This is a genomic window from Actinoalloteichus sp. GBA129-24, assembly GCF_001941645.1.
In the GTDB taxonomy this organism is placed as follows: Bacteria; Actinomycetota; Actinomycetes; order Mycobacteriales; family Pseudonocardiaceae; genus Actinoalloteichus_A; species Actinoalloteichus_A fjordicus.
Genome location: NZ_CP016077.1, coordinates 4,465,354 through 4,488,889 on the forward strand (window position 1 = coordinate 4,465,354; position 23,536 = coordinate 4,488,889).

Below are 23,536 nucleotides of genomic sequence, written 5' to 3' on the forward strand. Positions count from 1 at the left end.
GCTCGCCACCGTCGGCCGCCGCCTGCCGTGGTCACGTCGGCGGCCGCTGACGCTCCGACGTCGGCCGAAGTCGGGCGGCGGGACCGGCCCGCGCGACGCACACATCGCCGTGCCCGGCACCGTCGACTTCGCCGAGACTCCGCCGCCCCTCTTTCCGGTGAGTTCCCTTGACCTGAACCATTCTTGAGGTTGAATGCTGGCCGCATGAGTTCACCGAACGGATCTCCACACGACTACGAGGATCTGCCCGCCCTGCTGACCCTGATGACGGGAGACGAGAAGCACGACGCCAGCGCCACCTCGACGCTGGACGCCATCTGGGTGTTGTACGACCGGATTCTGCGGGTGGCACCCGATCGTCTCGACGATCCCGACCGCGATCGCTTCCTGCTGTCCAAGGGACACGGCCCGATGGCGTACTACGCGGTGCTGGCCGCGAAGGGCTTCCTCGCCGTCGACGACCTCCGCGGCTTCGGCGGCTTCGACTCGCCGCTGGGCTATCACCCGGATCGCACCCTGGTCCCCGGCGTCGAGATCAGCTCCGGATCGCTGGGCCACGGCATGGGGCTGGCCGTCGGCACGGCTCTCGGGCTGCGCATGACCGGACGGGACCGGTCCGCCGTCGTCGTCCTCGTCGGTGACGCCGAACTGGAGGAGGGCAGCAACGCGGAGGCGATCCAGGTCGCGGGTCGCCGGAACCTCGGCAACCTGACGGCGGTGGTCATCGACAACGCCTCCGCCTCGGCGGGCTGGCCGGGCGGGATCGCCGCTCGGTTCGCCGTCGAAGGCTGGTCGACACACGACGCCGACGGGCACGACCACGACGCGCTGGAGCGCGCCTTCGCCGCCGCACCCGGCGACCGACCGCACGTCGTCGTCGCCCACGTCGAGTCCAAGGAGTCCTGATGAGTGCCCAGGCCACGACCGCTGCCGACCCCGCCACGCCCACCGAGAATCAGCGGGAACGCTTCTCTCGGCTGCTCCCCCGACTGCTCGCCGAAGACGACCGGCTGGCGGCCGTGCTCGCCGAGATCGGCGTGAATTATCTGGCGGAGGCGCCGCCACCGATCGCCGACCGCATCGTCAACGTCGGAATCCGCGAGCAGCTGCTGATCGGGGTCGCGGGCGGGCTCGCGCTCGCGGGCATGCGGCCGATCGTGCACACCTTCCCGTCCTTCCTCATCGAACGTCCGTGGGAGCAGGTCAAGCTCGACCTCGGGCACCAAGACGTCGGTGCCGTGCTCGTCAGTGCGGGCGCCTCCTACGACTGGCCGAAGGGCGGCGAGACGCACTTCGGCCATCGCGACGTGGCCTTGCTCGACACGCTCGCAGGCTGGACCGTGCACGTGCCGGGCCACCCGGACGAGGCCGAGGCACTGCTGCGTGCGGCGCTGCCGGGCGACGATCGGATCTATCTGCGGCTGGCATCGGACGGCAACGCCCGGCCGCTCGGCGGCGCCGACGGGCGGCTGCGAGTACTGCGGCGTGGCTCGCGAGCCACGGTGATCGCGGTGGGACCGCTTGCCGACCGCACCCTGGCGGCCACGGCAGGCCTGGACGTCACCGTCCTCTACGCGGCCACGGTCCGGCCCTTCGACGCCGAGACGCTGCGCGCGACACTCGACACTCCCGACGTCGTGATCATCGAGCCCTATCTGCGCGGCACATCCTCCGCAGTGGTCGCCGAGGCGCTGCGCGGCGTGCGGCACCGGGTCCTGGGGCTCGGCGTCGGCCGGGACGAGCTGCGCCGGTATGGGACCCCGGCCGAGCACGACGCGGTGCATGGGATCGACGAAGCAGGGCTGCGCCGGGCCGTCACCGCGTTCGTGACCGAGCTGGACTGATCGGAAGGGACGCAGCGGCACGGGCAGACCGGGCTGACTGATCGGGCCTGCCGGTCGGCTGCCGGTCATGGCGGCGGCCCCGGCGGACGGCCCGGCCAGCGGCGAGATCGACGTGGTCGTGGACAAGGTGCGGCGACGGTCGCGCGCTGGGCTGATCCGCGGGCGTACTCCCACGGATCAGCTGAACCATGGCGCCGACGACAACGGCGTCCCGCGCCGGATCTCGCCCCAGGACACCGAACGCCGAGCGGGCTCCGGTCGGAGTGCCCGCGTCCGCGCGCCTGGACGCCGATCGACGCCCCTCTCCTGCTGCCAGGCGAGGGTGACCGACGCCGTGCGCAGGACCTCGGCGCGGGCCGATCCGTAGCAGGCCGGCGCGACGCACGATGCCGCGCCTGGTGAACGAGGACGTCGCGAGCCGCCCGGCTACGCCGAGGTCACGTCTGATGCAGCCTGCCGGTCGACAGCGTCGGCAGGCTCAGTCGTGCGCCGCACCGGTCACGGGAGTCAGCCGGATCACCGACAGCGGACGACGCAGCTTCTTCGCATACTGCCGGTAGAGGTCCCGATTGACTCGATTGACGATCTCCCACAGCCGCGGATGGTCGGGGTGGTCCGGCGAGCACTCCTCGGCGGTGACCGCCGTCCGCCGCCGCGCCACCTGGATCTCCGATCGCCGTGCGGCCCGCAGGTTGTGGAGCCAGGCCGGGGCGCGCTCGGACCCCCAGTTGGAGGCCACCACGAGGTGGTCCTCGCCGTCCTTCGCGTACACCAGGCACGCCGTGCGGGGCATTCCGCTGCGACGTCCCGTGGTGGTCAGCAGCAGGGTCGGCCGGGTCAGCAGCCGGTGGCCCAGCCGACCGTCCGTGCGTTGATAGACCGTCTGATGCGCCGAGGTGATCCACTGCAGGACTCGTTGTGCATTCACACATCAACGCTAGCCCGCCCCGGTCTGCTCGCGCGCCGGGCATCCGAGGCAGCGCCGACGCAACCACGCCGCCGTCAGTGATCGCGAAGTGCCGCCGACTCACCCCGCCGCCGTCACACCGGGATCACCCGCTCCGGACCCGCCGAACCGGCGCTGCCGACGGGTGTAGGCCTGCACCGCACGCCACAGATCGCGGCGGTCGAAGTCCGGCCACAGCGTCTGTTCGAAGATCAATTCGGCGTAGGCCGCCTGCCATAACAGGAAGTTGCTGATGCGCTGCTCGCCTCCGGTGCGCACCAACAGGTCGATCTCCGACATGTCCGGCTGGTACAGGTAGCCCGCGAGATCCTCCTCCTGGAGTGCAACGGGCTCGACGCGCCCCGTCGCGACGTCGACGGCCAACAGCCGGACCGCGTCGAGCAGCTCGGCGCGACTGCCGTAGTCGAAGCAGACCGCGACGGTCAGCAGCTCGTTGTCTCGGGTGAGGTACTCGGCGGCCTCGAGTTCGGTGCGAATTCCGGCGGCAGCGCGGGTACGACGGCCCGACCAGAGCACCCGGATGCCCTGCTCATGCCATCGTCGGAGGTTGGACCGCAGCACCTCGTGCAACAACAGCATGATCCCGTCGACCTCGGCGGCGGGCCGTCCCCAGTTCTCCGTGGAGAACGCATACAGGCTGAGCTGCGCAAGGCCGACCTCCAGCGCCCCGTCGACGACGTCGATCATCGCTCGCGATCCGCTGCGATGCCCCCGGGTGCGGGCCGCGCCCAGCCCTGCGGCCCAGCGTCCGTTGCCGTCCATGATGATCGCGACGTGTCGCGGCAGCCGGTGTGGCGGAATCCTCGGCGCCCGTGCTCCGGAGGAATGGGCAGGCGGCGGCAGGTGCCGCCCTGGGCCGGGCGCAGGCACGGCGGGCAGGCTCACGGGGTGTCCTCCTTACGCAGGGGGCCCCGCGGCGGGACGGTCCAGCCGTCATGCACCGGCGCGAGGTGACGAGGCCTGGCTCCGCGTGCGCTGTCGCGGCCGAGCAGCGGGAATCGACCGCTGTCCGCGCGGACCCGGCCTCCGCCGAACAGGAGGTGGGGCAAGGCGAGCCGCGCGAGCCTCGGGCGACTCACCGCGGCCCGGTCACGCAGCACTCGGGACCCCATTCGCTCCACGAGGTCGAGGTACTCGACATGGATCTCCATCGCGGCCAGGGCGAACGAGCGATAGTGAACCGGCAGGAGACTGACGAGCCCGACCGATTCACGATGCAGGCTGCGCGCACGCCACACCTGCTGCCGGACCAGCGCATCCAGCGCACGGCTCGGTATCCCTCGCCGCAGGGTCGCCCGGTCGACGCCCACCCGGTTCATGTCCTCCACGGCCACGTACACCCGGCCCTGGGGCAGATCCTCCGGATAGTCGCAGAAGATGTCGATGAGGTGATGCACCTCCCCAGTCAGCAGGGCCAGCCGTTCCAGTTCGGGATCGGGTCTGCCCATCAGGCGGGTGCCCGCGACGGCGGCCGTCCCGCAGACACCGCGCAGGAAACGGCGGAGGTCCTCGAAGGTCGGGAACTCGGTGGTACCCGTCAGATCCGCGCGGGTCGCCTCCAGGAACCGGAGGAACAACTCGGGCCGCAGATCGTGGACTCGGCTGGTGTTGATCAGCGCACGGCGCAGCGGATGACGGCTCTCGCCCCGTCTGAGCTCGTCCATCGAGGCGGCGGACCAGCGTCGAAAGGCACGCTCGCGCACGCGGAGCTCGCCGACGTCGGCGACCCGATCGCTGGCGGCGACGAAGGCCACCAGGGCGTGCGCGTGCGGCCGGATCGACGGCGGCAGCAGCAGTCGGGTTGCCAGGTAGGTCGGGCGGTGCGTCGCATGAACCCGCCGACACAACGCATAGGACTCGCGGAGTGCCGGATCGACGCTCCTCACAGGTGCCATGTGCACCGCCATCGTCGGTGACCTCACAGAGTTCGGGGATGACCGAGCCGGGCTCTCGTGGTCACGTCAGAGCGGGCGACGAACACCAGGCAGGCCGGGGCGCCCGCCGGTGGGCCCGGTACGGCGGGCTGGAAGGGAGCAGCGCAGGAGAGGGGGCAGGGCGACGACCGGGTCGGAGGACGGGCAGAGATCAGCCGGGGCACCGAAGGACCCGCCCGCCGACCCGCACCCACTGTCGGGACGTCGAGAGGGACCCGGGGAGGAACCCCCGGCGGAACCCCGAGAAGGACACCGTGCCATCGGCCCGACGGCACGGGCAGGTGGCCGATCACCTGGTACGACACGAGAACTCGGCCGGGTCCGAGTCCGAACGACCGGTTGCCGTACCGGCCCCACAAGACCAAGTTAACGAGGCACTCCCCCACCTGCCATCACACGATCGATCATGATTCGGTGCCGTCGGGGTGATGGTCGACCGGGTGCCGAGGAATCGCGATCTGCGGCAGAGCGATGCGGGATGCGATCGGCCGCGTTCGTCCACAACGGACGGCGCCGAGGAACCGTGATCGACCCGCGCTCGACGCAGATCCCGGACCCCTCCTGCACAGCCCGATTCCTTGACTTCCCCGCCGAAGCGTGGCTAATTTCGGTCCCGTCCTTAAAGGCCGTCGGCGCGCAGCCGTCGTCACACAAGGGAGAGCCAGCCATGCCGATCCCCTCACGCCCAGGAGCCCTCGGCGTGCCCCGGCGCCCGCGCCGCACGGCCGCCGCCTTCGCGGCGATCCTCGCGCTGTCCGCCACGGCAGCCGTCTCGGCGCAGCCCGCGCTGGCCGTCCCCGATCCGGCGACGGCAGGCCCGACACGGTCCGCACCGACGCCGGGCGACGATCGTGCACCGTCGGTCCCCGCCGTGTCCGCCGATGCCGCGGAGGTGGTCTCGCTCGGCACGCCGATGCTGGCCACCACCACGATCGGCGGAGCCGTCGGCATCGCGGCGGACGGCACGCCGGAGATCTACACGGTGTCCAGCCGCGATGACAACATGGGCGTGTTCTCCGTGCTGCACGGGGACACCGGAGCGGTCAAGCACAGCATCGACCTCGGCCGGGGCGCGCACTCCTACGGCGTGGCGGTGGCGCCCGACGGCGGGGTCTGGATCGCGACCACCAGCGCGGGCAGGCTGCTGCGCTGGGAGCCCGGCTCCGACGAACTGGACGACCACGGCAGACTCTTCCCCTCCGAGAGCCACCTCTACAAGCTGGCGTTCGACGAGGCGGGCGTCGTCTACGGCGGCACCTACCCCAACGGCAAGGCCTTCCGCTACGACCCGGCCACCGCCGAGCTGCGCGACTACGGGACCGTCGCCGAGGGACAGAGTTATGTCCGCAGCGTCGGCCTGTACGGCGACACGTTGTTCACCGGCACGCAGCCGCACGCGCACCTGGTGGCGATCGACGTCGTCAGCGGGGACCGCGAGGAGGTCGCGCTGCCCGAGGGCACCGATCTCGATCAGGTCGTCTACGACGTCAACGTGGTCGGCGACCTGCTCTTCGTCCGCGTCACCAAGACCGGGCTCAACGGCACCCTGCTGGTCCGCGACCTGACCAGCGGGGAATGGCTGGCGCAGTTCCCCGGCGTCAGCGGTCTGGACGTCACGCCCGCCGCCGAGGACGGGCGGGTGTACTTCTCCCAGGACGGCGTGCTCACCGGCTATGACATCGCCACCGGCGAGGCCGCCCCGACCGAGCTGGTCTTCCCCTACACCGCGCAGCTCCGCTCGCTCGGACTCGGCGAGCTGGCCGACCCCGAGTTCCCCGGCCAGTCCGTGATCGGCCTGCTGCTCACCGGCGAGGTCTTCTGGTTCAACCCGACCACCGGCGCCCATCGGCTCTTCGCCTCCGACATCGAGCTGAACCCGGTCCGGATGCGGTCGCTGGCCGAGGGACCGGACGGCTCGGTACTCACCGGCGGCACCGGGACCGGCGCCTTCGCCATGGTCGACGCCGAGACGGGCGAGGTGCTGGAGTCGGAGCGCTTCTCCGAGGTCATGGGCATGCTCACCACCGACGACGGGGTGTACCTCGGTGCCTACCCACGAGGCCGCGTCTACGAATGGGACCGCGACCAGCCCTGGGAGTGGGCCAACATCGACGACGGCGGGAAGATCAACCCCGCCGAGGTCCTCAACGGCGACGACTCCTTCGGCGATCGGACCTTCGCACTCGTCGAGGCGGGCGAGGACACCATCGCGATCGGCACGGTGAACAAGAGCGGCTATCTCGGCGGCTCCCTGGTGCTGCAAGACACCGCCGCCGGCCTGAGCGAGGTGCACTCCGACCTGGTGACCGACCAGAGCGTGATGGCACTGGCCTATCGCGACGGCGTGCTCTACCTCGGCACCTCCGTCTACGGCGGGTACGGCGCGGTGGAGACCGAGACCGACGCGCGACTGCTGGCCTGGGACGTGGCAAGCGGCGAGAAGCTGTGGGAGACGGTTCCGGTGTCCGCCGAGCGCACCGTGTCCGACCTGACCTTCGACGACGACGGCAGGCTGTGGGGCGTCACCGCCGGGCTGGTGTTCCAGGTGGACCCGACCGACGGGACGCTGCTCGGCTCGCAGCGACACGCCGAGTACTCCTGGCCGGTCGACGGCGGCTACGCCTTGGCCGACCTGGACTTCAACGCCGTCGACGGCAGTCTCTACGCCTCGATGCCCGGCGTGGGACTGGCCAGGATCGACGCGGCGGACGGGAGTCTGGAAGTCCTGAGCGATCGGGACGTCTACCGGATGTTCGTGCACTCCAACGGTGACGTCTTCGCCAACGACGGGGCGGAACTGCTGCGGTACCGGCCGAGCTGACCGGTCGACGCGGGCCGGGCGGCGCCGGAGCGACGGGGATGCCCCGCCTCGAACGGCGTCCTGCGCGCTCTCGCCCCGGCGGCGGACGCGGGACGCCGGGACGCCGGGACGCCCTCCGCCGCAGACCGCGCCCGGGTGCCGGGCGGCCGACTCGCCCGGCCGCCCGGGCCTAGTCGGCCGCTCGGCTCCGAGCCGGGAGCACATCGAGACAGGCCGACACGGCGTGTCGTTCGTGCGGCGGCAGTGGTGGGCCGAACGGATCGTGCGCGGCGTGCTCGGAGAGGAGACCCTCATGGACCGCCGCCCAGAACATGCGCTGTACGTATCCCTCGATGGGCGAGCGGAACGTCACGGCGGCGAACCGGTCCAACGCGGCCGAATCCCGCTGGAAGGCCGCATGCGCACCGTCGTTCCAGGACCGCAGCACCGAGGCGGTCAGGTCCAGCCGCGCGGCGGCGATGCCCGCCAGGGCCGTGTCGGCGCCCCACATCAGCGACGGCCCGAACATTCGGTCCTCGCCGGTGATCGCGAGCCGGTCGTGCCGCCGGATCTCGCCGATGGCGTCCTGGCAGGCCATCGCCCGGTCCAGGGTGGCCAGCTTCACGCCCGCGACGGCGGGCAGCGCCGACAGTTCGGCGAGCAGCGACGGCGGATACTCGTAGCCGCCTGCCTCGCCGTGCAGGTAGAACCCGATCACGGGCCGGTCGACGGCCTCGGCGACGCGCTCGTGCAGCCGCAGCACCTCGGCGTCCCGGTGGACCGATCCCCGCAGGGCGGACGGGGGGTAGACCATCACCGCGTCGGCGCCGTGTTCGGCGGCGTCCACCGCCATCCGCACGGTCTCGTCCGCCGAGGTGCCGGTGCCCTCGGCGGGCACTCCGACGCCCGCGACGATCGGCAGGGCCGTCGCCTGGCGGAAGGTGTCCAGCACCCGCAGCCGGTCGGGGCGGGCCAAGCGCAGACCGCGCCCGGTGTGCGCCCAGACGGCGACGCCGCCCAGGATGTCGGCGTCGCCGAGGCCGCAGGCGTCCCCTTCTCCTCGCGAGGCTCCCTCGGCATCGGGCTCGCCGTGCTCGCCGCCGTCCACATCGGACTGATCGCGCGCCGCCGGGCTCAGCCCTCCGCCGCCGTCCGCGCCGGAACCGCCGAGGGCAGCCGCATCCGAGCTGCGCGGCCCCCCTGCGCCTGCTCCGGCGTCGCGGACCACGCCGTCGGACGGCGCACCCCGGCCCGCCGGGCGCGTGCGCATCTCCGACGCCCGCTGCGGCGCCGCGCCGCAGGCTGCGCCGCCTCGGCCGTCCCCGAGGAGCCGGGTCGCATAGCGCTCCAGCTCGGCGAGATCGACCCGGCCGTCGGCGGACATCGGGGTCAGCACGGCGGGCAGCAGGCGATGACGCAACGCCGTGATCAGGGCCTCGGTCGCAGGCAGCGGCCGCGCTTGCCGTGGCATCGTCGAGCTCCGCAGGGTCGACGGGGTCTGCTGTGTCGCCATCTGGACTCTCTACCAGAGCCCGACGGATTCTCAGAGGGTCAGTTCGTAGACGACCAGCGGTCGGCCCGGTCCGCTGATCCGCCTGCCGCTCGGCACCGCGATGCCCGCCCGCTCCAACTGCTTGACCAGTCGCCGAGCGCTGCGTTCGTGGATGCCGAAGGCTTCGGCGACGTCGTGTGCGGTGACCTCGGCCCGTTCAGTGCGCTCGAGGAGATCGCGGATGACCAGCAGCGTCCGCGTGCTCACCCCCGCCCGACCGGCGAGCTGCCGCAGATCTGCGGCCGGTTCGACGAGAGCGGGTCCCGCCTCCTGGGCGTACAGCATTCTGGGCGCCTCGTTGGGCAGGACGAGGGAGGCGGCGACGGGGCCCGCATCGACGGCCTTGCCCAGCGCGGTGCGGGCCGCCGACTCGGCGGCCATCGCCGACCGTCCGATACCGATGCCCACGTGCACGCGGGTGGCGTGCTCGGCCAGCTCCGCGAGCACCGGCAGCCGGGTGAACCGGTGTGTCACCGTCCACAGCGGGCCTCGGGTGGTGACGAAGGCCGACCGTCCCTCGCCCAGCTGGAATCGGCTGGCACCGAGGCGGCTGAACAGCCCGGTCAGCGGCGCGTCGTCGCCGTCGATCTCGGCGAGGCCGACGGCGACCTGTGCGTCCGAGTAGCGGTGACTCTGGGTCTTGAGGACCAGCGACGCGACCGCCTCGCGGGTGTCCCGCTGCGAGGGGACCATCCGCACCGTCGGGTGTTCGGAGCGCAGCGCCGTGAAGGCCGAGCCCAGGCAGGTGAGGATCACCGTGTCCGGGCCGAGCCGCTCGACGGCCCTGCGGTGGAAGGCCACCACGTCCTGACCGGTCTGGCCGAAGCGATACTCCAGGATCTCCGTCGCCGTCGTCTCCAGGCCCGCGGCGGCCAGGGTCTCGCGAACCTCGGCGGCTTCCAGGGTGTCGACGCTCAACGCCCGGATCTCCCGGCCGTCGCGCAGCAGCCGGATGACGTCGCTGAGCAGCGTCACGCCGCTGTAGGAGACGTGCTCGGCCGGATGTCCGACGACATCGGCGGCCTCGGCGACGGTGTGGGGCACCACACCGGTGAACAGCCAGGCGTCGACCTCGTCGTGATGCTCGGCGACCAGCCGCACGGCGTCGTCCTCATGCTGGTAGGCGATCCGCACCACGCGATTTCGTCGGCCGTCCTCCGCGACGTCCGCGATCGGATCGACCAGGTCGCCCGGCCCGACCACCCCGATGGTCAGTCCACCCACGACGCCCCCTCGCCCTCGATCACGTCGGGAGATTCTACGGCCTGCCGACGGTCACTCGACCGGCGCGCGATCGACACGAACGGCGGACGTCTGCCAGGCACGTCGACTCGGCTCGGCCCGGCCGCTCCGGCCCGGTCTCGTTCGGCTCCGCCGCCTTCGACTGACCGTCGTTCGGCGCAGGCTCGGCCGATTCCACCTCGTACCCGGCCCCGCCGCCTCGGCAGGGTCTCACCCCACTCACCGGAGGTCATCGATGAGAAGATCCCGATTCTGGCGAGGACTGCTCGCCACCGCACTGGCCACGGCGCTCGCCGCGCTCACGCTCGCGCCCTCGGCCGTCGCCCAGTCCGGTGCCCCGGCGGGGATGCACCGGTTCGTGGTGGCGATCGGCGGCCTGGACGTCGGATCGCGACAGAACTGGGTCCGGCTGGGCAACTACTCGCTCACTGCGGCAGGCGAGGTGTTCGAGTCGCACTTCCACTGGAGTCAGCGCAATCGCGTGCGGCGGACCGGAACCGGCGTGCGCGGCGTGGACTGCGTGGCGCGGGCGTGCGAGGTGCACACCGCCAACGGCTTCCAGGCCTCCTCGCCGCCTCAGCGGCTGGAGGGCACCTACACGGTGACCGGTTCGGTGCTGCGCATCACCTGGGTCGGCGCGGGGTGGGAGGAGTGGACGGTGAGCGAGCCGATCGACGGCAGGCTGGCCGCGCTGGGCTTCCGAGGCAGCTCGTTCGGCGCGACGCACGGCTACGGGTACGGCAGCAACGCGGCGTGGAGTGACCGCGCCTCGATGGCGGAGATCGCCGCCTACGACCACACCGCGCTCGATCACGACTACCACCTCTGGAAGACCGATGCGGGAACGCCCTACCTCGACGAGGGATCGGGCAGCCCGTTCTGGATGCGGGACTGGCAGCGGTGTGACAGCGCGCGCTGCCTGGGCGGGCGGACGCCGGCCACCGAGTACTACCTGGCCACCGCCAACCCGACCGCGACGGATCGGCGGGACACCCTCTGGCACTGGCGGACCGCATTGGCCGACGGCCGAGGGGAGCACTGCTACACCGGCAATTCGCACGTCAAGCCGATGATGCAGATCATCGACAGCGACGGCGGATTCCACGGCTGGGTCGCGGTGGAGGCCTCGCTGAACGAGACGGTCCCGGATCAGGGCACCTCGGCGGACGACATCGGGGTGTTCCAGATCAGCGCCTTCTAAGAGCCTGTCTTTGATCCTCCTCCGTCGTGAGCGGGGATCGGCGTGGATGAGGTGCACGGCGGGGGAGGGAGCCATAACGGAGTTATGGTGACCGACGACAACGCCGCTGATCGCCACGCCTGCCCCGCGCAACAGGAAGCGGGGATTAAAGACAGGCTCTAGGGCCGCCGTTCGGCCGACGTGATCGACACGTCGGCCGGTGTTCACGAGAGGCGCGCACGGACCGGGCGACCCTGTTCCGGGTGTCCGGTCCGTTCGCCCCGCCGGGCCGAGGCGGCGGCCCGGTCGCGCTGCCGGTGATCGCCGCCGCCGCGCGTCGCACCGGGTCACAGCCGAAAGAGACGTCGAGCGTTGCCGCCGAGGACCGCCGCGAGCTCGTCGGCGGGCAGCCGCGCGGCCTCGACGGCACCGAGAGCCGAGGCGGGATCGGTGAGGGTGGCGTCGGTGCCGAACAACAGCCGGTCGACGCCGATCCGATCCCGCACCCAGCGCACTCGACCGCCGGGCGCGCGCGACAGGCTGGGCTCGAACCACAGCCGGTCGCACCGCGCGGCGGCCTCCGGGACGAGCCGCCAGGCCGGGCCGCCCATGTGCCCGGCGATCGCCCGTAGCCCCGGCAGTTCCGCGACCACTCCGGCCAGGTCGAGCAGGTCCTCGCCCCAGGTGTGCACCAGCACGGGGACGTCGTGCTCCGCGACCAGTTCCAGCGCCGCCCGCATCTCGGGCGCCGCGATGGGGACGTGCGCCAGCGGCGGATGGATCTTGACGCCGACGAAGCCCGCCCCGAGCAGGTCACGCAGGTCGCGACGGGCCGAGGCGAGGCGTCGCGGGTCGATGACGACCATGCCGCGCAGCCGAGGCTCGCGGGGCAGCAGGCCTGCCAGTGCCCGATTTCCGGCCACGGCGTCGTAGAAGATCGCCTCGGTGTGGGAGACCAGCTGGCAGTCGATGCCGTGCCGGTCCAGCACCGCGCTGGTGACGGCGAGGTCGCCCACCTCGCAGTCGAAGGGCTGGTCGCCGACGTGGGCGTGCACGTCGACGATCACCGCGCGCCGCCGGGTTCCGAGGCAGGCACGGGCTTGGCGGCCTGCTGCACGGGCGGGTTTGACCGGCCGAGCTGGGGCAGGGGCGGCGCGGGCCGGTTCGGCGGGCCGTAGTCCGTTGCGGACCGTCGCTGCTCGGACGACGGGCCCGCGCCCTCGGATGCCACGCCCACCGAGGCCGCACCCGACGAGGCCTCGCCCGTGCCGAGTGCGGCTCCCGGCGTCGCGGGCAGGCCGAACAGTCGCGCCGCGTTGCCCGCGCCGATCAGCGCCGCCTCGGCCCTGGACAGCCCGGATCGTCGCAGCCGCAACGCCACCGGCTCGGCGTCGAAGACCGGGCTCGCGGTACCAAAGAGCAGGCGGTCGGCCCCCACCGTCGCGGCGAGGCGCTCCAGGGAGTCCGGGCCGACGAGTTGGCGGGTGCTCGCATGGAAGCCGGGTTCGTCCTCGCAGAGCAGTCGGAGGTCGCCGAGGTGGTAGGCGTGCGCGTCGAGCAGCACCACCCGGGCATCGAGCCCCGCGAAGGGCGGCCAGACCACCCGGAGATCGCCCTCGACCAGCGCGATGAGGCCTCGGGCGGCGAGTTCACGGGCGATTCGGCGCAGGCCGGGCGCGGTCGGCGGCGTGTGCTGGGCATCCGGCAGCAGACGGAAGGCGCGGACCCCGACGGCGGCGAGACGCTCGATCTCGGCGAGGGACGCGTAAGGATCACGCAGGTCGAGCGTGCCCGCCGCGACCAGGCTCGGCTGCTCGCGCGCTGCGGCCAGCGCCTCGTCGTTCCCGGCGCGCAGTTGCAGGGTCGCGGCGCGCAGCGAGCACACGAGCCCGCCGATCGCGCCGAGGTCGGCGAGCCGCGCGAGAAGCGAGGCCGGGCTGGACTCCGTCGCGCTGCTCGGATGTCGGCCCAGCAGCAGGTCGCAGTCGAACAACGCGGGCCCGTCGCCCTGCCCGCCCTCGGACACCGTTGCGGTCACGACCGGAAAATAGCAGCCGCGCGGACCGCATCATTCGGGGCCGCCCGGCCGACTCGGCGACAGGATGCGACGGCCGAGGCCCGGCCAGGACTCCCCGGGCGCGGGGCCTCGCGGTGATACTGCCGCCATGCGCATCGGATTCCTCGGCCTGGCCCACTCCCACCCGTTCACCGACGCAGGCGTCGCGCGTTCCCTCGGCGTCGACGAGGTCGTCGTATGGTCCGACGAGCCCGCTCGGCTGGCCCGATTCCGCACCGAGCACGCCTGCCGGGTGGCCGCCTCCCCCGCCGCGCTGCTGGCCGCCCGTCCGGACGTCGTCGTGGTGACGGTGCGGCCCGCCGCTGCGGCGGACGCGGTCGGCCGGGTGCTGGCGGCGGGCGTGCCCTGCTTCGGCAACAAGCTGCTGACCGCCGACCAGCGCGGGCTCGACGCACTGGACGCGGCCGTGGCGCAGGCGCCGGACCGGTTCCTCACCACGTCGGTGCTGCGCTTCGCCCCGGCCGTGGCCGCGCTGTCCGCCCGGATCGAGCCTGCCGACGTCCTGACGGCCCGCGCCGAGGTGGCCCACGACATCGGCGCGTTCCTGACTCCGGAGCGACGGTGGCAGGACGTCCCCGCGACCGGCGGCGGGACGTTGATCTCGGTGGGGCTGCACGGGATCGAGATGCTGGACGCGGTGCTCCGGCCCGCGACGGGCCTCGCCCCCGTCGCGGGCGTGGGCGCGACCAGGATGCACGACACGGCCTCCGAGGATGTCGGCGTCCTGCTGCTGCGCGGGCCCGACGACCTGCCTGCGACCGTCGAGGTGGTGGGCGTCGGGGCGGCGGAGCGCTACGCCGTCACACTGCATACGAGGACGGGCCGGGTCGAGGCCGTGCTCGACGGCGCCGATCCACTGGAGGCGCTGGGCTATCGCGGCACGATGCGCGCGGTGCTGCGGATGGCAGGCGGCGCCCCGAGCGAGGTGGCGTGGGCCCGCAGCCGCGCCGTGCTGCACACGGCGATCCTGGCCGCCGAGACGGCTCGTTCTTGACGCCTCACCACCTCGAATATACGGTCTTGTCCGTAATTGGGAGGTGGTGGTCATGCGAGCGACACGACTCGCGGCGGTGCTGACGGCGGTGGTCTCGGTGTGCGGTCTGCTCACCGGCTGCGGGCAGCAGGCAGACGGCCGAGACACCGTCACGATGTGGACGTACCCGGTCATCACCGACCCGGCGGCGGACCGGGAGTTCTGGGCTCGCACCGTGGCGGGCTTCCGCGAGCGGCATCCGGAGATCCGGGTGGAGGTCGTCTCGCAGCCGTGGTCCAACCGGGACGCCACCCTCACCACCGCCCTGCTGGCGGGCAAGGGGCCCGACGTCGGCTATCTCATCCCCGACCAGGTGGGCCGCTACCACGCCCAGGACGTCCTGGCCCCGATCTCGGACTTCCTGCCCGAGGACACCATGACGGACTATCGGGACAACGCGCTGGCGGCGTTGAGCATCGACGGAACCCCATATGTCGCCCCGATCCTGATGAGCGCCCTGGTCGGCTCCTGCGATCAGCGAGTGCTGGACGCGACCGGCGTCGAGCCGCCGCGCACCTGGGAGGAGCTGCTGGAGATCGCGCCCGTGCTACGGGAGGCGGGCTATTACGCCACCCATTACCAGGGCGATCTCCAGGCCGCGCTGAACATGAACTTCTACCAGTACCTGTGGCAGGCGGGCGGCACGGTCTTCACCGAGGACGGCGAGCATCTCGCCCTGGACGGCCCGGAAGGCGTGGCCGCGCTGGAGTTCCTCAAGACCCTGGTGGACGAGGAGTATGTCGACCGCTCCGCGCTGACCCAGGCCTACCAGCCCGACCAGTCGCCGATGGCGCGGGGGCGGGTCGCCTGTGTCTACAACATGGGCCCCACCGAGGCGGCCGCGGCGATGGGCGGCAGCGAGCACCTGCACATCACGCCGCCGCTGACCGGGGCCGTCCAGACCGCCTACGGGACGGTCGGCGGCTACGCCGTCTTCCACGAGGCGCGGGACCCCGACGCGGTCCGGACCTGGATGGCCTACCTCACCAGCACCGAGGTCATGTCCGACTACAACCGGGCCGCCGGGTACTTCTCCCCGCGAGAGTCGGTGACCGACCTCTACCCCGACGATCCGGTGCTCGCCGAGGCCGAGCAGTACCTGGAGCTGACCACGCCGGGGGAGCCCAACTCCCGCTACCGCGAGGTGCTCCAGATCGTGGCGCCGCTGGTGCAGTCCGCGCTGCTCGGCGAGCAGTCCCCGCAGGAGGCGCTCGCCGAGGCGGCGCAGGTCGCCGAGCCGCTGCTGGCCGGCTGACCCGCCCGGCCTCGTCGCTCAATCCCGCATCCGGTGTCCGGAGACGGATCACCGTCGCCTCGCCACGAGGAGTCTTTCGTCCCCATGACGACCATCGAGCGCCGCGCCCGACGCGGCAGATCGCTCTCCCCCGGCTGGATCGGGCTCGGCTTCGTCCTGCCCTGCTTCCTGCTGTTCCTGATGTTCCGCTTCGGGCCCGCCATCGCAGGCGTGCTGCTGAGCTTCGCCAACTACACCGTCGGCGGGAACCTGGAGTGGAAGGGCCTGCTCAACTACCAGCGGCTCATCGCCGATCCCGGCTTCCTCAACGCCTTACGGGTGACGCTGGTCTACACGCTGATCTCGGTGCCGCTGACCATCGCCGCCGCCACCGGCCTGGCGCTGCTGACCCGACGGGCCTTCCGGGGCGCGCGGCTGTACCGGTCGATCTTCTTCCTGCCGGTGGTCACGAGTCTCATCCTGGCCGGCGTCGTGTTCACCTGGATCTTCTCCAGCGGTGGCCCGTGGTCGACGGTGCTGAGCGCCTTCGGCTTCCCGGTCACAGACTGGCTGGAGAGCGGCACCTTCGCCCTACCCGCCGTGGCGCTGGTGGGGGTGTGGACGCGGTTCGGCTACGGCGTGCTGATCATCCTGGCCCGACTCCAGGAGGTGCCCCGCGAACTGGAGGAGGCCGCCGTCGTCGACGGCGCGGGGCCATGGCGTCGCTTCCGCCACGTGGTGCTCCCGCAGCTGCGGCCAGCGGTGTTCTTCCTGGTCATCATCGAGACGACGTTCTCCTTTCAGGCCTTCGACACCATCTACGTGATGACCTCGGGCGGGCCGGTGGACGCCACCTACTCACTGGTGTTCGACCTCTACCAGGAGAGCTTCGTCAACTTCGACTTCGGCTACGCCGGGGCGATCGGCGTGGTGCTGTTCGTGCTGACGCTCGTGATCGCCCTCATCCAGCGCGCCACTCTGGGCAGGGAGTCCTGATGTCCGTCGTCGACACGATCACCGGCCTGACCAGGCCGTCGGCCACCCGCGCGCCCACCGCCACGGGCGACCCGTTCGCGCCCCGAGGCCTGGCCAAGGTGCTCACCCACCTCATCGCGGCGGTGTGCGCGCTGGTCACGATGTTCCCGCTCTACGCGATGGTCGTCCTGTCGCTGCGCAGGCCCGGCGCGATCGAGTTCCCGGCGAGCCTGGTGCCGTGGGACCTCTCCGGCGAGTCGTTCGCCCGCATCTTCGCCACCCCCGAGGTGTGGCGGTGGATGGTCAACACGCTGGTCTACGCCCTGGTGTCGGTGGTGTTGATCCTGTTGATCTCGGCGATGGCGGGCTACGCCTTCGCCAAGCGGCGGTTCAAGGGCCGCGAGGTGATGTTCTGGTCGCTGGTCTCCATGCTGATGGTGCCCTACCAGGTAACCCTGATCCCGCTATTCATCCTCGTCGCCCGCTCGGGCGGGGTGGACACCTACTGGGGGCTGATCCTGCCGGGACTGGCCAACGTGCAGGCGGTGTTCCTGATGCGCCAGTTCATCATGGGCATCCCGGACGATCTGATCGAGGCGGCCCGCATCGACGGGTGCGGCGACTGGCGGATCTTCGCCCGCATCGTGCTGCCGCTGTGCAAGCCGATCCTGGCGACGCTGGGGATCTTCGTCTTCCTGTGGCACTGGAACGACTTCCTGTGGCCGCTGCTGGTCGGCCAGGACCCGGCGATGCGCACCCTCACCACCGGCATCGCCTCCCTCCAGGCGGAACAGATCCCGCTGTCGCAAGTGTTCGCGGGCTCGGTGGTGGCCTTCGTGCCGATCTTCCTGGCCTACCTCGTCGGCCAGCGCTACATCACCGACAACGCCGTGGCCGTGGGAATCAAGGGATAGAGGAGCGACATGTTCACCGACGAGACCGCACTGGAGACGGCGTTGTCCGCGCCGTCGGCCGCGCTGGTCGCCGAGGCGGCCCAGTGGCCGGGCGACCTGGTGGTGCTGGGCGCGGGCGGCAAGATGGGACCGACGCTGTGCCGGATGGCGCGGCGGGCCGCCGACGAGGCAGGCCGCAGCGACCTGCGGGTGCACGCCGTGTCCCGCTGGTCGGACGCCGCCGTCGCCGACCGACTGCGGGCGGCGGGCGTCGATCCGGTCGTCGCCGACCTGACGCTCGACGCCGACCTGACCGCGCTGCCCGAGGCCGCGAACGTGGTGTTCATGGTGGGCGCCAAGTTCGGCAGCGCCGCCGCCCCGCACCACGCCTGGGCCGTCAACGCCGCACTGCCCGCCCTCATCGCCCGCCGCTATGCCGACAGCGCGATCACGGCGTTCTCCACCGGCAACGTCTATCCGCTGGTTCCGGTGACCACCGGCGGCTGCACCGAGGACGACGCACCGGACCCGGTCGGCGAGTACGCGATGGCGTGCCTCGGCCGGGAGCGCGTCCTGGAGCACGCGGCGGACACCAGAGGAACCCGGATCGCGGTGCTGCGGCTGAACTACGCCGTCGAACCCCGCTACGGGGTGCTCGCCGACATCGCCAGAGCCCTGACCGCCGGGGCGCCGGTCGACGTCACGACCTCCCACGTGAACGTCGTCTGGCAGCGCTACGCCAACGAGGTCGCGCTGCGCGCGCTGACCAGGGCGAGCAGCCCGCCGTTGATCCTCAACCTGACCGGGCCGGAGACCGCATCGACCCGCCGGATCGCCCTCGGACTCGCCGAACGGCTCGGCGTCGCAGCCGAGTTCACCGGGGTGGAGGCCCCCAGCGCGCTGCTCAACGACGCGGGCCGCTGCCACGCCCTGTTCGGCTATCCCGACGTGGCGCTGGGCACGCTGCTCGACTGGCAGGCCGGGTGGATCGCCGCAGGCGGAACGCTGTGGGACAAGCCGACGAAGTTCCAGCGTCGCGACGGGCGGTTCTGATGACGACGACCACCCTGCCCGCCGCCGAGGCCGCCCTGCTGGCCGAGGGGACGGTGATCCCCGCGCATCCGCTGGCGCTGACCGCCGACCGCCGACTGGACGAGCGTCGCCAACGCGCGCTGACCCGCTATTACGTCGATGCGGGTGCGGGCGGGCTCGCCGTGGCCGTGCACACCACCCAGTTCGCGATCCGCGAGCCGTCGATCGGTCTGCTGCGCCCGGTGTTGGCGCTGGCCGCCGAGACGATGGACGCCCACGTCGGCGACCGCCCGTTCCTGCGGATCGCAGGCGCCTGCGGGCCGGTGGAGCAGGCCGTTGCCGAGGCGGAGCTGGCCGCCGACCTGGGCTATCACGCGGTGCTGCTCTCCCCCGGCGGGCTCGATCGGCTCGACGAGGCGGCGCTGATCGACCGGGCCGCCGCCGTCGGACAGGTGCTCCCGGTGATCGGCTTCTATCTCCAGGAGGCGGTGGGCGGGCGCAGGCTGTCGGTGGACTTCTGGCGACGGCTCGCCGACCTGCCGCAGGTGGTGGCGATCAAGGCGGCGCCATTCGACCGCTACCGCACCCTGGACGTCGCCAGGGGGCTGGCCGCCTCCGATCGGGGCGGCGAGGTGGCGCTGTACACCGGCAATGACGACAGCATCCTGCTCGATCTCCTCGGCGGCGCCGGGGGCCGGGTGGTGGGCGGCCTGCTGGGTCAGTGGGCGGTGTGGACGGCGGGCGCGGTGCACACCTGGGAGCTGGCCCGCCGGGCCAGACAGGGCGACGGCGCTGCCCTGCGGCTGGCCGTCGAGCGTGCCCCGCAGCTCACCGACGCCAACGGCGCGGTCTTCGACGTGCACAACGCGTTCCACGGCTGCATCGCCGGGGTGCACGAGGTGCTGCGCGGGCAGGGTCTGCTGGCGGGCACCTGGTGTCTCGATCCGGCGGAGGACCTCTCCCCCGGTCAGGCGGCCGAGATCGACCGGGTCCGCACGGCGTACCCGTGGCTGCTCGACGACGACTTCGTCGCCGAGCACCGGGATCGGTGGCTGCGATGAGCATCGTGGTGGCGGTGCCTCGGCGGTGGCGCGAGGCGTTCTTCGGCGTGGGTACGGGGGCGGGGACAGGCGGGCCCGGCCAGGGTTCCGCCTTGTCTCCTGTGGACGACATGAGCGGCGGCGGGTCCGGCCTCGGCGACGAGCGGAGGCTCGACTCCGGCGCGACAGGCGCGGCCGGAGCGACCCGGCGGCGAGCAGGCACGAGAGAGCGCTCCGAGCAGCGATCCGGCGAAGACCGACCCCGAGGCTCCGGCGACCCAGCGGAGCGGCTGCCGATCGGCGGCACGGCGGGGGCCGGTGTGGACGTCGGCGGCGCAGCGGACGACCTCGGCACGCTTGCCGCGCTGGCCGGACTCGGCACGCTGCGCATCGTGGCCCAGTCCGATCCGCTGCCTGCGGACGCGCGGGTGCTGATCACCGGCTGGGGCGCGCCCGTCCTCACCGAGGAGACGCTGGCGCGGGCGCCGCAGCTCGAACTCGTAGCCCATACCGGCGGCACGGTGAAGCCCTTCGTGACCGACGCGGTGTGGCGGCGCGGCGTCCGCGTGACGCAGGCCGGGGCGGCGATGGCCTACCCGGTCGGCGAGGTCGCCCTGGCCTTCACCCTCGCGCTGCTGCATCGGCTGCCACGCTTCGACCACGCGCTGCACGCGGGCGTCGGGTGGGCGAGGGCGAAGGACGCACCGCCCCGGCACGAACTGGCGGCCAGCCGGATCGGCGTCGTCGGGGCGTCCCGCACCGGACGGGAGTACATCCGACTGGTGCGGCTGCTCGGGGCGACGGTGACCGTCGCCGACCCGTACCTGACCGAGGCCGACGCCGAGGAGCTGGGCGTGCGGGCCGCATCGCTGGACGAGGTGCTCACCGAGAACAGGATCGTCGCCCTGCACGCTCCGGTGCTGCCGGAGACCAGACACCTGATGGGCGCGCGAGAGCTGGCGCTGCTGCCCGACGGCGCAGGCCTGGTCAACACCGCCCGGTCCTGGCTGGTGGACCCGGTCGCACTGCTGGACCAGCTGCGCACCGGCCGGATCGACGCCGCCGTGGACGTCTTCGACGACGAGCCGCTCGCCGAGGACGATCCGTTGCGAGACCTGCCGAACGTGCTGCTCACCCCGCACGAGGCGGCGGGCACCGTCGAGGCCCGACGACGCCAGGGCGACCTCGTCGTCTCGGAGGTCGCGCGGTTCCTTCGCGGCGAGACGCTGCGGCACGAGGTGACGGCGGCGGACTGGCACCGGATCGGGTGAGCAGGCACGGGCGCCGCGCGGCCGGCCCGCCCGCCGCGCGCGCCCGGCCGCGTCTCCGGTGTGTCCCCGGCTCGGGACACCCAGGCCGATCACCGCGTTCGCCCCCCGTGCCCGCATCGGGAGCAGCCGTTTCATCGGTCCGAGACCTCACGCCGCGCCGCAGGGTGATCGCCTGCCGCTCGGCCACTGTCATCGCAGCCACGGCGCAGGCATAGTCGGACCGGTGGAGATCACCGACTACCTCGAGACGCTGCGGCACGAGGGCAGGCTGTTCGCCGAGGTCGCCCGCCATACCGACCCGAACGCGCCCGTGCCCGGCTGCCCTCGGTGGCTGGTGCGTGACCTCGTCCGGCACCTGGGCGTCGTTCACCGCTGGGCCACCGGATTCGTGGCCGAGCGGCGGGAGCATCCGGTGGCGCTGCCGGAGCCGCCGGCGCTGGCTGACGACGCACTCGTCCCCTGGCTGACCGAGGGCCATGATCGGCTGCTGATGACGCTGGCCGCCGCACCGCCCGACCTGACCTGCTGGACTTTCCTTCCCGCGCCCTCCCCGCTGGTGTTCTGGGCGACTCGCCAGGCCTACGAGACCGCCGTGCACCGCGTGGACGTCGAGACCGCCCTCGGCCGCCCGATCTCCCCGATGCGACCCCGCTTCGCGGCGGGCGGTATCGAGGAGCTGCTCGCGGGATTCCACGGGCGACGACGGAGCCCAGTGCGCACCGATTCGCCGAGAACGCTGCGGGTGCGGGCCACCGACGTCGCCGACGCGGACTGGATCGTGCGTCTCTCCGACGAACCGCCCCGCACCGAGCGCACCGCCGAGGAGTCGCCCGTCGTCGACTGCACCTACGAGGGCCCGGCGGCCGAGCTGTACCTGGTGTTGTGGAACCGGCTCCCGCTGGAGACGGTGCGGATCAGCGGCGACGTGACCCTGGCGCACCGCTGGCGCGACCTCACCAGCACGTGAGCCGCGCGGGCCCGCCGCTGCGGGCGCTCCTGGTGCCGACGATGGTCAGCAACGCAGGCTGCGCGCCCTCGACCATGCCACCGACCCCGGCCGCCGTCGGATCGGAAGTCCGCGAGGACACTGCGCCGGACTCGGGGAACCCGGCGGGAACGGCCGCTCTCGCCGGGCGGGGCTCGGTCCGAGCCGCAGGGCAGGCTCGCGGCCTCGCGCCGCTCGGGCTGCGCACGAGGCCGTGCGGTGTGATCAGGGTGTCGAGACGTCACCGGACAACGTGGCGGGTGGCAGCGCGGAATAGGCACGCGGCCCCGCCCGCCTCCAGCCTGCGGGCGAACTCGGTGACCTTCGAGGGTGCGAAGGTCCGATCGAAGCACATCCCGATGCTCGCGCGCCGCGTACTCATGATCACCCCCTAGCCGGGCGGGCCGGTGGGAAGGAGCGTCGTCGGCAGTCGCTTCAACGGCGTCCGCATCGATCGGCGGCGCCGGGGGACTCGGAGTCCGCGAGCGCCGTGGCGGGACGAGCCGACCGGCTTCGCCAAGGTCCGTGCCAGGCAGCCAGCCAGGCAGCCGGAGGCGGATGGCATCGATGCCATCCGCATGACATACGGACGCCCGACCTCGTCAGATTGGCCAGTTGCGACCGATACGATCAGGCCCGGAGTCCTGGGCACCGCGCTCGATGGCCCGCACCACGACGGTGGTTCCGCACTGACCTGGCGAGACGGGCGCCTCATCCGGGATGGGCGGCCGGAGCGCATTCTGTCCGGGTCACTGCACTCCGGGTGCATCCCGCGCAATGGCGAGACCGACTGCGGCGGCTGGTGGACCTTGGTCTCAATACTGGCGCCGATGCCGACCGACCTGCGCGAGGTGGCATCGCCCTTCCTGCACGATCTCTACGCCGCGACCCTGGACACCGTCCACCTGGCCGTCCGGGACGGCACCCAGGTCCTCTACGTAGACCGACTGGCAGGCCGCCGCTCCGTACCCGTGGTCAGCACGATCGGCTCGCGGCTGCCCCTGCACTCCACCGGCGTCGGCAAGGTGCTGCTTGCGCATGCACCGGACGAGGTCCAGTCTGCGGTACTCGGCTCCCTCACCCCGGTCACCGTCCACACCATCACCCAGCCCGGCAGACTGCGCACCCAGCTGAAAGACATCGTGACCAACGGCTACGCGACCACCGTCGAAGAGATGGCGCTCGGCGCCTGCTCCGTAGCCGTGCCCCTCCACCAGGGCACCCACGTCATCGCCGCGCTGGGAATCGTGGTCCGCAGCCTCCGCCGCGACAGGAATCGACTAGTCGCGGCCCTCAAGGTAGCCGCCCACGGCATCAGCAGAAGCCTGAGCTGACGACGTCGGTCGAAGTGTGCTCGCTCGCCTGCGGCGGGACGGCCGTCGACCGGCAGGGCGGAGCGGACGCCGTCGCCGACCTCGGGTCCGGACGCTCGACGCCTCCCCGAGTGCGGCTCGATGACTACGACGTCCCAGCTACG

The 23,536-nt window shown here is 72.2% G+C and carries 20 protein-coding genes; 13 read left to right on the plus strand and 7 right to left on the minus strand.

The features are described from left to right. Window positions 1-204: 204 nt before the first annotated feature. Complete coding sequence (locus UA75_RS19200; RefSeq protein WP_075741429.1) at window positions 205-906, plus strand: thiamine pyrophosphate-dependent enzyme; 702 nt, start codon at window positions 205-207, stop codon at window positions 904-906. Then, window positions 906-1,844, plus strand: a complete 939-nt coding sequence (locus UA75_RS19205; RefSeq protein WP_075741430.1) for a transketolase family protein — start codon at window positions 906-908, stop codon at window positions 1,842-1,844. Before UA75_RS19200 ends, UA75_RS19205 begins: the two co-directional genes overlap by 1 nt. Window positions 1,845-2,322: 478 nt before the next feature. Here the strand turns inward: UA75_RS19205 and UA75_RS19215 are convergent, their stop codons facing one another. The 3 genes from UA75_RS19215 to UA75_RS19225 all read right to left on the minus strand — a co-directional run bounded on the left by UA75_RS19215 (window position 2,323) and on the right by UA75_RS19225 (window position 4,706). After that, window positions 2,323-2,772 (minus strand): nitroreductase/quinone reductase family protein, encoded by a 450-nt coding sequence (locus UA75_RS19215; protein ID WP_075741432.1) that lies wholly within the window; start codon window positions 2,770-2,772, stop codon window positions 2,323-2,325. Between the two features lie 99 nt (window positions 2,773-2,871). Further along, complete coding sequence (uppS, locus tag UA75_RS19220; RefSeq protein ID WP_232237325.1) at window positions 2,872-3,696, minus strand: polyprenyl diphosphate synthase; 825 nt, start codon at window positions 3,694-3,696, stop codon at window positions 2,872-2,874. Continuing rightward, window positions 3,693-4,706 (minus strand): phytoene/squalene synthase family protein, encoded by a 1,014-nt coding sequence (locus UA75_RS19225; protein WP_198042775.1) that lies wholly within the window; start codon window positions 4,704-4,706, stop codon window positions 3,693-3,695. The genes uppS and UA75_RS19225 overlap by 4 nt, the downstream gene beginning before the upstream one ends. Before the next feature lie 706 nt (window positions 4,707-5,412). Between UA75_RS19225 and UA75_RS19230 the strand changes: the two genes are divergently transcribed. Next, window positions 5,413-7,566: a PQQ-binding-like beta-propeller repeat protein gene (locus tag UA75_RS19230; protein ID WP_157434296.1), complete on the plus strand. Its 2,154-nt coding sequence runs from the start codon at window positions 5,413-5,415 to the stop codon at window positions 7,564-7,566. A gap of 169 nt (window positions 7,567-7,735) precedes the next feature. On the opposite strand, the gene UA75_RS19235 is transcribed toward UA75_RS19230, so the two are convergent. Together UA75_RS19235 and UA75_RS19240 are read right to left on the minus strand one after the other, a co-directional pair. Continuing rightward, window positions 7,736-9,016, minus strand: a complete 1,281-nt coding sequence (locus tag UA75_RS19235; RefSeq protein WP_075741435.1) for a dihydrodipicolinate synthase family protein — start codon at window positions 9,014-9,016, stop codon at window positions 7,736-7,738. Between the two features lie 72 nt (window positions 9,017-9,088). After that, window positions 9,089-10,321, minus strand: coding sequence for a hypothetical protein (locus UA75_RS19240; protein ID WP_083683340.1), 1,233 nt, complete (start codon window positions 10,319-10,321; stop codon window positions 9,089-9,091). 253 nt (window positions 10,322-10,574) lie between these two features. Here UA75_RS19240 and UA75_RS19250 point away from each other — a divergent pair, with 253 nt between their 5' ends. After that, the gene (locus tag UA75_RS19250) at window positions 10,575-11,540 is read left to right on the plus strand and encodes a hypothetical protein (RefSeq protein WP_075741437.1); all 966 of its coding nucleotides are present in this window, start codon (window positions 10,575-10,577) and stop codon (window positions 11,538-11,540) included. 326 nt (window positions 11,541-11,866) lie between these two features. On the opposite strand, the gene UA75_RS19255 is transcribed toward UA75_RS19250, so the two are convergent. Together UA75_RS19255 and UA75_RS19260 are read right to left on the minus strand one after the other, a co-directional pair. Further along, complete coding sequence (locus UA75_RS19255; RefSeq protein ID WP_075741438.1) at window positions 11,867-12,586, minus strand: amidohydrolase family protein; 720 nt, start codon at window positions 12,584-12,586, stop codon at window positions 11,867-11,869. Beyond that, a complete protein-coding gene (locus UA75_RS19260) occupies window positions 12,583-13,557 on the minus strand; it encodes an amidohydrolase family protein (protein WP_075741439.1) in 975 nt (324 codons plus the stop codon). Before UA75_RS19260 ends, UA75_RS19255 begins: the two co-directional genes overlap by 4 nt. 127 nt (window positions 13,558-13,684) lie before the next feature. On the opposite strand from UA75_RS19260, the gene UA75_RS34015 reads away from it, so the two are divergent. The 9 genes from UA75_RS34015 (at window position 13,685) to UA75_RS19305 (ending at window position 23,393) form a co-directional block, all read left to right on the plus strand. Then, window positions 13,685-14,590 carry a hypothetical protein gene (locus UA75_RS34015; protein WP_075741440.1) on the plus strand — a complete coding sequence of 302 codons (906 nt, stop codon included), beginning with the start codon at window positions 13,685-13,687 and terminating at the stop codon, window positions 14,588-14,590. A gap of 52 nt (window positions 14,591-14,642) precedes the next feature. Beyond that, window positions 14,643-15,884 carry an ABC transporter substrate-binding protein gene (locus UA75_RS19270; protein ID WP_075743972.1) on the plus strand — a complete coding sequence of 414 codons (1,242 nt, stop codon included), beginning with the start codon at window positions 14,643-14,645 and terminating at the stop codon, window positions 15,882-15,884. 84 nt (window positions 15,885-15,968) lie between these two features. Beyond that, window positions 15,969-16,859, plus strand: a complete 891-nt coding sequence (locus UA75_RS19275; RefSeq protein ID WP_075741441.1) for a carbohydrate ABC transporter permease — start codon at window positions 15,969-15,971, stop codon at window positions 16,857-16,859. Then, window positions 16,859-17,752 (plus strand): carbohydrate ABC transporter permease, encoded by an 894-nt coding sequence (locus UA75_RS19280; RefSeq protein ID WP_083683343.1) that lies wholly within the window; start codon window positions 16,859-16,861, stop codon window positions 17,750-17,752. The genes UA75_RS19275 and UA75_RS19280 overlap by 1 nt, the downstream gene beginning before the upstream one ends. A 9-nt stretch (window positions 17,753-17,761) precedes the next feature. Further along, window positions 17,762-18,784: an NAD-dependent epimerase/dehydratase family protein gene (locus tag UA75_RS19285; protein ID WP_075741442.1), complete on the plus strand. Its 1,023-nt coding sequence runs from the start codon at window positions 17,762-17,764 to the stop codon at window positions 18,782-18,784. Then, on the plus strand, window positions 18,784-19,824 hold the full coding sequence (locus tag UA75_RS19290) for a dihydrodipicolinate synthase family protein (protein ID WP_075741443.1): 1,041 nt from the start codon (window positions 18,784-18,786) through the stop codon (window positions 19,822-19,824). The genes UA75_RS19285 and UA75_RS19290 overlap by 1 nt, the downstream gene beginning before the upstream one ends. Further along, window positions 19,821-21,074 (plus strand): hydroxyacid dehydrogenase, encoded by a 1,254-nt coding sequence (locus tag UA75_RS19295; RefSeq protein ID WP_198044176.1) that lies wholly within the window; start codon window positions 19,821-19,823, stop codon window positions 21,072-21,074. The genes UA75_RS19290 and UA75_RS19295 overlap by 4 nt, the downstream gene beginning before the upstream one ends. 223 nt (window positions 21,075-21,297) lie before the next feature. Further along, entirely contained in the window at window positions 21,298-22,041 is a 744-nt protein-coding gene (locus tag UA75_RS19300; protein ID WP_075741444.1) for a maleylpyruvate isomerase family mycothiol-dependent enzyme, read from the plus strand. A gap of 848 nt (window positions 22,042-22,889) precedes the next feature. Further along, window positions 22,890-23,393 (plus strand): IclR family transcriptional regulator, encoded by a 504-nt coding sequence (locus tag UA75_RS19305; RefSeq protein WP_232237326.1) that lies wholly within the window; start codon window positions 22,890-22,892, stop codon window positions 23,391-23,393. Window positions 23,394-23,536: the final 143 nt, after the last annotated feature.